This is a genomic window from Streptomyces sp. NPDC054956 (assembly GCF_053609185.1).
In genome coordinates, this window is sequence record NZ_JBSGXB010000255.1 from 1 (window position 1) to 11,438 (window position 11,438).

The window sequence follows — 11,438 nt, forward strand, 5'->3', positions numbered from 1 at the left end:
TCGTCAACACGCTGAGCAACACCGAGGGTGCCGCCGCGGGTCTGAACATCCAGGCGACCACCTCGTACGGCAACGTCACCGCCCGCAGCCTCTGACCTGCCCATTCGCCACCACCGTGGCTCCAGCACACACCCGAAACCGGCACAGCGAAGGGCCACAAAGAATGAGCACCACCCAGCACTACCAGGCCGCCGAACAGCTCCTGCGCCGGCCTGCCAGCCCCGGCGAGCTCGTCGTCGGCGACAAGGTCCGGCCGCAGTGGACCGACGGAGGCACCCGCTTCTGGTACGCGGTCGCCGACGGCGCCGGCCGGCGGTTCGTACGGGTCGATCCGGCGGCGGGCACCCGCGAGCCGGCCTTCGACCACGGCCTGCTCGCCGCCGCGCTGGCCGCCGCCTCCGGGCAGCGGGTCGACCCCGAGGCCCTGCCGTTCGCGGCCATCGAACCGGTCGGCGACGCCGTGGAGTTCGGAGCCTTCGGTGAGTACTGGCGCTGCCGCCTGGACGACTACGTCTGCGAGCGCGCCGAGTTCACGCCGCCGGGCAGCCCCCTCGACGTACCGTCGCCCGACGGGAAGTTCGCGGTGTCCCGGCGGGGCCACGACCTGTGGGTGCGCTCGCTGTCCGACGGCCGCGAGTGGGCACTGACCACCGACGGCGAGCCCGACCACGGATACGGCTACGGCCCCGACTCCACGAGCAACACCACCCTGCTGCGCAAGATCGGCCTCCCGTACCTGCCGCCTGCGGTGGCCTGGTCGCCCGACTCGACGAAGGTGCTGGCGCACCGCACCGACGAGCGTGAGGTCCGCCAAACCCACCTCGTGGAAACCCGCCCCGCCGACGGCGGCGCCCCGGTGCTGCACACCCAGCGGTACGCCTACGCCGGGGACGAGCACGTACCGCTGGCCGAACTGGTCGTCCTGGACGTCGCCGAGGGCACGGTGGTCCGCGCCCAGGCCGAGCCGCTGCTCATGCCGGTGTTCTCGCCGATCACGGCCAAGTGGGCGTGGTGGGCGCCGGACGGCTCGGCCGTGTACTACCTCGGCCGGCCCCGCGACCTGCGCACGCTCACCCTGTACCGGCTGGACCCGGACACCGGCGAGGTCACCACCGTCCTCAGCGAGACCGGGGACACCCGGGTGGAGCCCAACCAGTTCGGGTACGAGGCGCCGATCGTGCGGATCCTCGCCGACGAGGTCCTCTGGTACTCCCAGCGCGACGGCTGGGGCCACCTGTACCGCTACGACCTGCGCACCGGCGAGCTGCTCGGTCAGGTCACCTCCGGCCAGTGGGCGGTGCGGCAGATCCTGCGCGTCGACGAAGCCGAGCGGGTCGTGTACTTCACCGCCTCCGGGCTGGTCGACGAAGACCCGTACCGCCGCACGGTCTGCCGGGTCGGCCTCGACGGCTCCGGCTTCGCCGAGCTCACGGACGACGACCAGGACCACGTCGTCACCATGAAGGACGGTCAGGACTACTTCATCGACTCGGCGTCCACGGTCGACACCGCGCCGGTGACGACGGTCCGCGACTGGACCGGCCGGGTGCTGGTGGAACTGGAGCGCGCCGACACGAGCAAGCTCACCTCCACCGGCTGGACGGCGCCGGAGCGGTTCCGCGTCAAGGCGGCCGACGGGGTGACGGACATCTACGGGGTCCTTTACCACCCCCGCGGGTTCGACCCCGCCCGTCGCTACCCGGTGGTCGACAACCTCTATCCCGGCCCGCAGGTCACCCGGGTCTCCCCCTCCTTCGACCCCGGCGGGATGGGCCTCGACGCCGAACCCCTCGCGGCGCTCGGCTTCGTGGTGATCGCGCTGGACGGACGCGGCACCCCGGGCCGCAGCAAGGCCTTCCACGACGCCTCGTACGGCCACCTGGCCGACGCCGGCTGCCTGGCCGACCACGTCGCCGCCCTGCGCCAACTGGCCGAGACCCGCCCGTGGATGGACCTGGACCGGGCGGGCGTGTTCGGCCACTCCGGAGGCGGCTTCGCCGCGGCCCGCGCGATGCTGGACTTCCCCGAGACGTACAAGGCAGGAGTCGCACTCTCCGGCTCGCACGACGCCCGCCACTTCAACGCCGGCTTCGTGGAGACCTACGACGGCGCGGACAACCCCGAGGCCTGGGCCCGCACTTCGAGCATCGACCTCGCCGACCGCCTGGCGGGCAAGCTGCTCCTCGTCCACGGCGACATGGACGACCAGGTCCACCCGGACCACACGCTGCGCCTGGCCGACCGCCTCATCGCCGCGGACAAGGACTTCGAGCTGCTCATCGTCCCCGGCGCCGAGCACACGCTCATCGACCACCTCGCCTACGTCCGCAAGCGGTCCTGGGACTTCCTGGTCCGCGAACTGCTGGGCACGCAGCCCCCGGCCCACCGCCCGGCCCGGATAGCCCTCGGCCCGGAACTCCTGGCGGAACTGTTCGCCTGAGCCCGGGCGGCAGGGGGGGCGGGAGAACAACCGCGAGCGGCGGCTGTTAGCTTCCGTCCCGTGGCGGAGCACCAGCAGGAGACGAGGGCGGCCTACGACGGGGTCGTCGAGCTGTACGCGTCGTTGTTCGCCGACCGGCTCGAGACGCACCCGTTCTCGCGGAACATGATCGGCACCTTCGCCGAGCTGGTGCGCGGGGCGGGGAACCTGCGGGCGGCCGATGTCGGCTGCGGGCCCGGACACCTGACGGCCATGCTGCACGAACTGGGGCTGGACGCCTTCGGGCTCGACCTCTCCCCGGGCATGGTCGACCACGCCCGGCGGGCCCATCCGGAGCTGCGGTTCGACGAAGCGCGGATGGAGGCCCTGCCCGTCGAGGACGGCTCGCTCGGCGGCGTGCTGGCCCACTACTCGATGATCCACACGCCTCCCGGGGAACTGCCCGCGCTCCTCGCCGAGCAGGCGCGGGTCCTGGCGCCGGGTGGCCTGCTGCTGGTCTCGTTCTTCGCGACCGACGGGCCCGAGCCGGTCCGCTTCGACCACAAGGTGACCCCCGCCTACAGCTGGCCGGCGGACCGGTTCGCCGAGCTGCTGGCCGGGGCCGGGTTCGTCACGTTCGCCCGGCTGCTCCACGACCCGGCCTCCGAGCGGGGCTTCCTCGACGGCCATCTGCTGGCCCGCCGCCCTTGAAGCACGGCCCCGGACTTCGGAGCACCGGTCAGTCGACGGCCTGGTAGAGCGTGGTCCAGAAGTCGTTCATGGCACGCGGGGAGTCCGGGGTGGACAGTCCGACCTGGGTGAGCAGGACTCCGGTGAGCTGGTTGGTCCGGTCCGCGCAGGCGGTGGTGCCGGTACCGCCGAACCAGCCGAACTGGCCGGCGGGCGCGTAGTCGGCGCGCTGGGTGCGCACCGCCATCCCGAAGCCCCAGCCGTCGGCCGACCCCTGTCCGGACGACAGGTGGGCGACGTTGCCGAACATGGCCTGCCGGGCGGCCAGTTGCCCGGGCGAGAGCCGGTTGGTGGTCATCAGCTCCACGGCGGCCCGGGACAGGATCCGTTCGGTCCCGTGCATCCCGTGGTTCAGCAGCATCCGGAAGTAGGCGTGGTAGTCGTCGGCGGTGGAGACCAGCCCGCCGCCGGCGCCCTGGAACGCGGGCGGCGCGGAGGCCCGTCCCCCCGCAGCCTCGTCCCACACGAGGAACTCGCCGGTCTGCGGGTCGGGCCCGTACAGGGGCGGGAGCCGGTCGATCTTGTCGGCGGGCACGTGGAAGGCGGTGTCCTTCATCCCCAGCGGATCGAGGACGCGTTCGCGCAGGAACGCCTCCAACGACTGCCCCGTGACCCTGGAGACGAGTACCCCGACCACCTCGTTGCTGAGGTCGTACTGCCACCGCACTCCGGGCTGGTACTGCAGCGGCAGCTCGCCGAGGCGGCGCATCCACTCGTCCGGGTCGGGCGCCGGCCCGGACGCCACGCTGTAGTCGAGTCGCTCGAAGGTCGCGGCCCTGATCGGGGAAGCCATCCACTCGAAGTCGACGCCGAGACCGAACGTGGAGGTCAGCAGGTCGCGTACGGTGATCGGCCGCTGCGCCGGCACGGTGTCGTCGAGCGGTCCGTCGGGCCGCTTCAACACCTGCCGGTCGGCGAGTTCGGGCAGCCACCGGTCCACCGGGTCGTCCAGCCGCAGCCGGCACTCGTCGAGCAGGACCATCGCCGCCGCCATCGTGACCGGCTTGGACGTGGACGCCATCCGGAAGATCGTGTCCCGGCGCATCGGCGCGCCACCGTCGTGCCGCATCGTCCCGATCGCTTCGACGTGCGTGTGGTCGCCGCGGCCGACCAGGGCGACGAGCCCGGGGATCTTCTTGGATTCGACGTGCCGCGTCAGCACCTCGCGCAGTCGCCGCAGTCCTTCGTCGGAGAAGCCGCTGTCGCTCGTTCCCATGATGAATCTCCTGTTCGCAGTGCTGGTTCGCACGGCGGCCCGGTGGGTTTTCCACCTCTTCGAGCGGCCGTGTGAAGAGACTGCGGCCTTGACCCAGGGTCAAGGTCAACCCCCTGTGGCGAGGATGCGCGTTATCCTCGGCCCGGTGATCGTCCGGACGTCCCGGCCGTCGCCGGCGCGGTGCGCGAGACCGCGGCCGACCCCGATGCGGAGGTGCGCCGACCCGATGGCAGACGGGCTCACGATCGGTCAGGCGGCGGCGTTCGCCGGCGTCACGATCAAAACCGTGCGGCACTACCACCGGCTCGGCCTGGTCGCCGAGCCGGAACGCGACGGCTCCGGCTACCGTCGTTACCGGTCGGACGAGCTGTTCCGGCTGGTCCAGGTACGGACCCTGGCCGCGGCCGGCGTGCCGCTGGCCGAGATCGGTGACCTGCTCGACGCCGATCCCGAGACCTTCACCGCCACCCTGGACGACGTCCATCACCGGCTCACCGAACGGATCGAGGACCTGATCGCGCGCCGCGACAGGCTGCACCGCCTCGACCACGGCGACCGGGCCCTGCTGCCCGACCGGGCCTGCGCGGTCCTGGAACGGCTCGCCGAACTCGGCTTCGGTGCCGACTACGTGGCCGGTCAACGGGAGGCCCTGGTGCTGGCGAAGGCGCTGGTCCCGGAGATCTTCGACAGCTTCCTGACCCGGCTCGAACATTCGCTCGGCGATCCCGAGTCCGTCGAGCTGACCAAGCGCGGCTGGGACGCGAGGGCCTGGGATCCGGACGACCCGCGGATCGAGGAGCTGGCGTCCGCGCTGGCCGCCAAGCTGCTGGCCGACCGCGCGCTGCTGGCGGTGCCGACCGGGTTCCGCGACCGGTCCGACGCGGCCTCCCGGTACGGCATGGTCAACCAGCACCGGGAGGACGAGTCACCGTCCATCGCCCGGTTGAACACCCTGGTCGAGGCGCACCTGCGCGCGGCCGGCATCGCCGTTCCGGGTCGGTGACGGCCGCCTGCCCGACCCGGCGCCCCCGGGTTTCAGCCCCGCAGGGTGGCGACGGCCTTCTCGATGCGCTGGCGGCGCGTCTCGGGCCGCTTCGCGCTCTCGATGGCGCGCACGTGCTCGCGCTTGCGGCTGTGGGTCAGGTTGTCGAAGGCGGCGCGGGCGGCCGGTTCTTCGTTCAGGGCCTGGGCGAAGTCCGCGGGCTCGACGACGACGCGCGGCTCGGTGTCGAGCTCCAGCTCGACCTCGACCTCCTCACCGATCGCGACGTCCGCGGCCTGCCGGTTGGCGTTGCTGAGGCCGAGCAGGTGGCGGCCCCGCATGATGGCGACCCGGCTCTTCCAGGAGTGCCCGTTGACCGTGATGGTCACCGGCGGCCGCGCGCCCCCGTCGAGCGCTGCCACCACCTCGGGCGGAACCTCCAGGCCCCGCATGGGCTCGGGCGGCTCGACGAGGGTCCGAAACTTCATGATCCTTCTCCTGGTGTGCTGGGGCGGGACAACGCGGTCGCGGGCTACTCGGCGTAGGGCTGGTCGGTTCCCTGGTCGCTGTAACCGAGGCTCCAGACGTAGCCGTCCGGGTCGGCGAAGGTGCCGCCGTAGCCGCCCCACGGCAGGGCGCCGGCGGGCTTGAGGACCGTGGCGCCGGCCTCCTGGGCCTCCGCCATGATCTCGTCGACCCGCGCCTCGCTGCGGACGACGTAGGTCAGGACCAGTCCGCTGAAGCCGCTGCCCTCCGGGTCCGTGCCCACCTGCTGGGCCAGGCCCTCGCGGCTGTAGAAGCCGACGGGCGAGGCGCCGTCCGACGCGAAGAACACCGAGATGCCGAAGTCGCTCTGGACCTTCCAGCCGAGCCCCTCGGTGTAGAACCGCTTGGCGCGATCCATGTCACGGACACCGAGAAGTATCGAGCTGACGTGCGCTTTCATGTCTTGCTCCTTGCAGTGGACCGGCGCGTATTCGCCGGTCGAACGATATGACAAGAGGGCTGATCAGGGCGGGAGTTGGGGCCGGAAACCGGGACGGCGTGTCGAGCTACGCGGCGGACGCGGACTCCCAGGCGAACCCGTCCGCGTCGGTGACGGCGTCGGCATCGCTGCCGAGGACGATGCGGTGCGAGCCCGTGCCCTCGACGGGGACACCGAGGTCCTTGGCCAGGGCGCTGCGCTTGTACAGCGCGAGCTTCACCGAGCCGGACCCACCGGGGGTGAACTCGGCGTACTTGCCGCCGAAGCTCTTGGCCACGGTCAGGCCCCGGCCGACGTAGAACTGCTTGGTGGCCTTCACGGCCTCGACGCCGAGCAGCAGGACGACCTCGTCGATCTCGCGGGTGTCGGGGCCGGTGTCCTTCTTCTCCGAGGTCGCGATCTTCCAGATCGTCCCGTCCGGGGCCTGGACGACGCCGCTGTAGCCCCAGAACCCCTTCGCGGCGGGCTTCAGGACCGTGGCGCCGGCGTCCACGGCGGCGCCGACGAACCCGTCGACGATGGCCGGCCGGGACACCGTGAGCGCCAGGGTGAAGCCGCGGAATCCGGTGGAGTGCGCCTCGGACTCCCGCAGACGGATGTACCCGTCCACACCGAAGGCGCTGTAGAAGCGGCGGGCGGCCTCGAGGTCGGCCACTTCGAGGGTGACGGACGCGAGGGACGTGGGGGCTGCGGTGGAAGCGGTGGTTGCCATGACCATCACGCTAGGGGCTGGGTGGCGGCCGGGGCTTCTCGATTCCTGACCGGTCTGGAGACCTGCTTCGCCACGCACGCCGGCATCCCCTCCACCTTGATCGCGGCATCGGCGTCGTCGGCCGCCGCTTCCGCCGCCTGGCGCCGGAAGGCCCCGGGCGGCATGCCGACGAGCTCGGTGAAGCGGGTGGTGAACGTTCCCAGCGAGGCGCAGCCCACCTCGAAGCAGATCTCGGTGACGCTGAGGTCGCCCCGCCGCAGCAGCGCCGCAGCCCGCTCGATGCGCCGCGTCATCAGGTACGAGTACGGAGACTCGCCGTAGGCGGCCCGGAACTGCCGGCTCAGGTGCCCGGCGGACATGTTCACGTCCTGGGCGAGCGCCTCCACGTTCAGCGGCTGCGCGTACTCCCTGTCGATCCGGTCGCGGACGCGGCGCAGCCGCGCGAGATCGGCCAGGCGCTGCGCCTGGACGCGTGCCTGCCGCCATTCGGGCTTGCACATGAGAACGCTCCCCTTCGTCTTTCGCGGCTCAGCGCAGTTCCTGGATGCGGACCAGGTTGCCCGCGGGGTCGCGGAACGCGCAGTCGCGGACCCCGTACGGCTGCTCGGTCGGCTCCTGGACCACTTCGGTGTCGCCGGCCTGCACCTTCTCGAACGTGGCGTCGAGGTCCGGGGTGGCCAGCAGGATCCAGCCGTAGGTGCCCTTGGCCATCATCTCGGTGATGGTGCGGCGCTCGTCCTCGGTGACACCGGGATCGGCGGCGGGCGGCGCCAGCAGGATCGACGTGCCGGGCTGACCGGCCGGGCCGACCGTGATCCAGCGCATCCTGCCCTGCCCGACATCGCTGCGGACCTCGAAGCCGAGCACGTCGCGGTAGAAGGCGAGCGAGGCGTCGGGGTCGTCGTGCGGGAGGGCCGTCGTGTGAATGGTGATGTCCATGCCGAGCAGGCTAAAGCCGCTCCGCGCACCGCGCTTCTCGATTCCTGATCAGCTGCTTCGCGCCCGGCGCCCGATCCGGGACCGCGGGGCAGGTCTGACCTGATCCTCCTCGTACCTTGCGGTCAAAGAGCCGTTGGTTCCCGGCGCCTGACGACACAGCAGGCACCGCCGGACAACATCCGGGCGGCGCCACGGCAAGCCCTTCAAGACCTCAGCCACAGAAGGCGCGCCCACACGAAACCCGTCACCACGGTCACCGGCGACGACGGATTCGCTCAGCCCGATCCGACATCAACCACGCTGCTGCTTGTCCCGGCCGCAACCACCGTGATCGTGGGTCGCGGTCCAAGCGGTGGACCCACTCGGGAGCGCTGGGGCGCAGCCACAACCCGCAGGTGCCCAGGGCCTTTCCCTGTATTAAGAAGACACAGCCCCTACGGGCCTTCTGACCTGCGAAAACATCGAATGTGACCCGTTCCTGGGAACACGTAACCCGTTCCTGGGGATGGGTCGGTTAGCTATGTGCACATGCCCGCTGTGCTGCGGCGCCCGGCCTTGAGGCTCGGTTGACATGGAAGAAGTCCCTCGTGCTCCGTACGCCTTCGGCGGACCGCACATCAACGTCGGGATCCGCCGGGGCCGCCGGCTTGCCTCCGCCGACTCGGGCCTGAGCGACCGTGAGTTCCGCGTCCTGGTGTGGTACTGGTTCGCGACGGAGGAGCGCCAAGGTCCCGTCCAGATGACCGGTGTGGCCGTGGCGGCCGAACTCGGCATGACGCCGGGCGCCTTGTCCAAGACCATCAAGGTCCTCAAGGAAGCCCGTCTGCTGGTCGAGGCCGGTGGGATCGGCCGTACGACGTTCTACCGAACGACCCCGTACCTTGCGTTCATCGGCACGGGCTTCGAGCATCGTGAGGCGGTTTCCGAGTGGAATCCCCCGGAGATGAGCATTCCGAAGCCGAGGGACCGCGGGGGCAAGAAGATCAAGGGAGACGCGACATGAAGGTCCACCGGAGCGAGGACGTGCTGTACGTCCTCAAGCGCACGGGACGCGTCCTGAACCCGAACCAGCGCATCGTCGTCATGCTGTACGCGGCCGCCGAGCAGCGGCCGGACGGGTCTGTCTGGATCAAGGCCACCGAGCTCGCCGAGACCGCGGGGATGAGCGCCCCGGTGTTCTCCCGGACGCGCAAGGAGCTCGAGGCCCTCGGGTGGCTCGAAGAAGTCGACAGCATCGGCCCCGTGAGGGTGTACCGGCTGACGCCGACGATCGACGCCGAACGCGAGCAGCCGGCCACCCGCCTCAGGGCCGTGAGCAGCTGAGGCCACCGGGGCCCGGCTCGCGGAGTCAGAGGGCGCCCGGCGTGCACATCCCGCCGGTCAAGGTCTGGCCTCGGCCGTCCCGTTCCGCGCCGTCAGCTGGAAGAGGCGCGCGGTGTGCATGTAGGGCGGACGTGCGCTCGTCGCGAGTTCCAGTTGTTCGAGGTCGGCGTAGAACTCCGGCTCGTACTTGCGCGCGTCGTCGGTGATGTAGTCGCAGAAGCTGCGGATGCCGTAGTGCCGGACGTCCAGACAGCCGAGGCCCTGAAGGACCGGGATGATCTCTTCGGCCGCATGGAGGGTCAGCGTCGAATCGAACATCTCGGTCCGGAGCTGATCGGTGTCGAGCGAGGCCAGCGCGGCGGCGGGGTCCATCTCGCGAACGGCGATGTTCAAGGCCGCCGAGTGGCGGTTGATCGCCATCACCGAGAGCAGCCCGCCGCGCTTCAGCGGGGCGAGGACCGTGGCGAGGGTGCCCGGTACGTCGTCCATGTACTGAAGGAGGTTGTGGCACAGGACCACGTCGAATTCTCCGGCGGCGAGGTCCGCGGGCAGTGCGGTGACGTCGGCCCGCACGCAGGTGATGAGGTCGGTCAGGCCACCCGCCGAGGCCCGCTCGGTCGCGGCGGCCAGCATCGCGGGGGCGTAGTCGACGATGGTGACGTGGTGCCCGCGGGCCGCCAGGCGCATGGCGTCGCCACCGTCACCGCCGGCGATGTCGAGAACGCGCAGCGGCCCGGGGCCGAGGCCGTCGAGACGGCGGGCCAGGTTGGCCTCGGCGACCGTGTAGCGCAGACGGCCCCAAGGGGCGTCCTGCCATTCCTGCCAGGTCGTCATGGCGGTGCTGAACTTCTCGGAAGCTTCGGACATCCGGTGAAGATAGCTCGGACGAGGTCACCGGGCCGCGCCGGGCTACTGGTCCCAGTGGGCCGCTGTTTTCAGGAGGCGGTCGTTGGCGTCCGGGGAGCCGATCGTGATGCGGACGCCCTCGTCGCCGAAGGGGCGGACCATCAGGCCGGCCGCCTCGCAGGCGTCCGCGAAGTAGGCCGTACGGGGGCCCAGGCGCAGCCAGACGAAGTTGGCGTGGCTCTCGGGGACTTCGTAGCCCTCCGCGCGCAGGCCGGCGCTGACCCGGTCGCGTTCCGCCACCAGGTCGGCCACGCGTTCGCGGAGTTCCCGGGTGGCCCGGAGCGAGGCCAGGGCGGCGGCCTGGGCGGGGCCGCTCACGCCGAGCGGTACGGAGCAGGCGCGCAGCGCGGCCGTCACCCGGGGGTGGGCCACCGCGTAGCCGACGCGGAGCGCGGCCAGCCCGTAGGCCTTGGAGAACGTGCGCAGCACCGCCACGTTGGGCCGGTCGCGGTAGAGGTCGATGCCGTCCGGGATGTCTTCACCGGCGTCGACGAACTCGCGGTACGCCTCGTCGATGACGATCAGGACGTCGGAGGGCACGCGGTCCAGGAACCGCTCCAGCTCGGCGCGGCGCACGGCCGTGCCGGTCGGGTTGTTCGGGTTGCAGACGAAGATCAGGCGGGTGCGGTCGGTGACCGCGTCGGCCAGGGCGTCCAGGTCGTGCGTCTCGTCGCGCAGCGGCACCTGTACGGAGGTGGCCCCGGCGGCCCAGGTCAGCAGCGGGTACGCCTCGAAGGAGCGCCAGGCGAAGACGACCTCGTCGCCCGGGCCCGCGGCGGCGGAGACCAGGTGCTGGGTGATGCCCACGGAGCCGGTGCCCAGCACCAGGTGATCGGCGGGCACGTCCAGGCGCGCGGAGAGCTCGGCGGTCAGCTCGGCCGAGGAGGGGTCGGGGTAGCGGTTGAGCCGGCCCAGCCAGCTCTCGACCGCCCCGATCACCGACGGGAGCGGCGGGTACGGGTTCTCGTTCGAGGAGAGCTTGTCGACGAACTCGTCGGGCGCGGCCCGGCCCGGCACGTAGCGGGGGAGCGTGGAGACGTCGGCGCGCAGGCGCGGAACCGCCGGAGTGGCCGCAGCGGAAGGCGCACCGTTGGTCGGCTCGGACGTGGGCTCGGAGGTCGGATCGGGCATCGCTGGGGTCCTTTGGCGGCGTAAACCACCGTCCGGTCGCGCCGACGGGGGTGGGGGGGCGACCGGACGGGGCCC

At 71.4% G+C, this 11,438-nt stretch carries 13 protein-coding genes; 5 read left to right on the forward strand and 8 right to left on the reverse strand.

The annotated features are described in order from the left end of the window. The first annotated feature begins 163 nt into the window (after positions 1-163). Together ACWGDE_RS29610 and ACWGDE_RS29615 are read left to right on the forward strand one after the other, a co-directional pair. Positions 164-2,440, forward strand: coding sequence for a DPP IV N-terminal domain-containing protein (locus tag ACWGDE_RS29610; RefSeq protein ID WP_453392098.1), 2,277 nt, complete (start codon positions 164-166; stop codon positions 2,438-2,440). 60 nt (positions 2,441-2,500) lie between these two features. Beyond that, complete coding sequence (locus ACWGDE_RS29615) at positions 2,501-3,130, forward strand: class I SAM-dependent methyltransferase (protein WP_453392099.1); 630 nt, start codon at positions 2,501-2,503, stop codon at positions 3,128-3,130. A 28-nt stretch (positions 3,131-3,158) separates the two neighbouring features. Here the strand turns inward: ACWGDE_RS29615 and ACWGDE_RS29620 are convergent, their stop codons facing one another. Next, on the reverse strand, positions 3,159-4,385 hold the full coding sequence (locus ACWGDE_RS29620; RefSeq protein ID WP_453392100.1) for a serine hydrolase domain-containing protein: 1,227 nt from the start codon (positions 4,383-4,385) through the stop codon (positions 3,159-3,161). A gap of 226 nt (positions 4,386-4,611) precedes the next feature. On the opposite strand from ACWGDE_RS29620, the gene ACWGDE_RS29625 reads away from it, so the two are divergent. Then, complete coding sequence (locus ACWGDE_RS29625; protein WP_453392101.1) at positions 4,612-5,388, forward strand: MerR family transcriptional regulator; 777 nt, start codon at positions 4,612-4,614, stop codon at positions 5,386-5,388. 32 nt (positions 5,389-5,420) lie between these two features. On the opposite strand, the gene ACWGDE_RS29630 is transcribed toward ACWGDE_RS29625, so the two are convergent. The 5 genes from ACWGDE_RS29630 to ACWGDE_RS29650 all read right to left on the reverse strand — a co-directional run bounded on the left by ACWGDE_RS29630 (position 5,421) and on the right by ACWGDE_RS29650 (position 8,003). Then, positions 5,421-5,855: a YdeI/OmpD-associated family protein gene (locus tag ACWGDE_RS29630; protein ID WP_453392102.1), complete on the reverse strand. Its 435-nt coding sequence runs from the start codon at positions 5,853-5,855 to the stop codon at positions 5,421-5,423. Between the two features lie 44 nt (positions 5,856-5,899). Next, positions 5,900-6,313 (reverse strand): VOC family protein, encoded by a 414-nt coding sequence (locus ACWGDE_RS29635; protein ID WP_453392103.1) that lies wholly within the window; start codon positions 6,311-6,313, stop codon positions 5,900-5,902. Between the two features lie 106 nt (positions 6,314-6,419). Then, on the reverse strand, positions 6,420-7,070 hold the full coding sequence (locus ACWGDE_RS29640) for a glyoxalase (protein WP_453392104.1): 651 nt from the start codon (positions 7,068-7,070) through the stop codon (positions 6,420-6,422). Then, entirely contained in the window at positions 7,070-7,564 is a 495-nt protein-coding gene (locus ACWGDE_RS29645; protein WP_453392105.1) for a helix-turn-helix transcriptional regulator, read from the reverse strand. The genes ACWGDE_RS29640 and ACWGDE_RS29645 overlap by 1 nt, the downstream gene beginning before the upstream one ends. Before the next feature lie 28 nt (positions 7,565-7,592). Further along, a complete protein-coding gene (locus ACWGDE_RS29650) occupies positions 7,593-8,003 on the reverse strand; it encodes a VOC family protein (RefSeq protein WP_453392106.1) in 411 nt (136 codons plus the stop codon). A 571-nt stretch (positions 8,004-8,574) separates the two neighbouring features. On the opposite strand from ACWGDE_RS29650, the gene ACWGDE_RS29655 reads away from it, so the two are divergent. Together ACWGDE_RS29655 and ACWGDE_RS29660 are read left to right on the forward strand one after the other, a co-directional pair. Further along, positions 8,575-9,006: a MarR family transcriptional regulator gene (locus ACWGDE_RS29655; protein ID WP_453392107.1), complete on the forward strand. Its 432-nt coding sequence runs from the start codon at positions 8,575-8,577 to the stop codon at positions 9,004-9,006. Beyond that, positions 9,003-9,326 (forward strand): replication initiation protein, RepL2, encoded by a 324-nt coding sequence (locus ACWGDE_RS29660; protein WP_453392108.1) that lies wholly within the window; start codon positions 9,003-9,005, stop codon positions 9,324-9,326. The genes ACWGDE_RS29655 and ACWGDE_RS29660 overlap by 4 nt, the downstream gene beginning before the upstream one ends. 57 nt (positions 9,327-9,383) lie before the next feature. Here the strand turns inward: ACWGDE_RS29660 and ACWGDE_RS29665 are convergent, their stop codons facing one another. After that, entirely contained in the window at positions 9,384-10,193 is an 810-nt protein-coding gene (locus ACWGDE_RS29665; protein ID WP_453392109.1) for a class I SAM-dependent methyltransferase, read from the reverse strand. A 42-nt stretch (positions 10,194-10,235) separates the two neighbouring features. Continuing rightward, positions 10,236-11,363, reverse strand: a complete 1,128-nt coding sequence (hisC, locus tag ACWGDE_RS29670; RefSeq protein WP_453392110.1) for a histidinol-phosphate transaminase — start codon at positions 11,361-11,363, stop codon at positions 10,236-10,238. Positions 11,364-11,438: the final 75 nt, after the last annotated feature.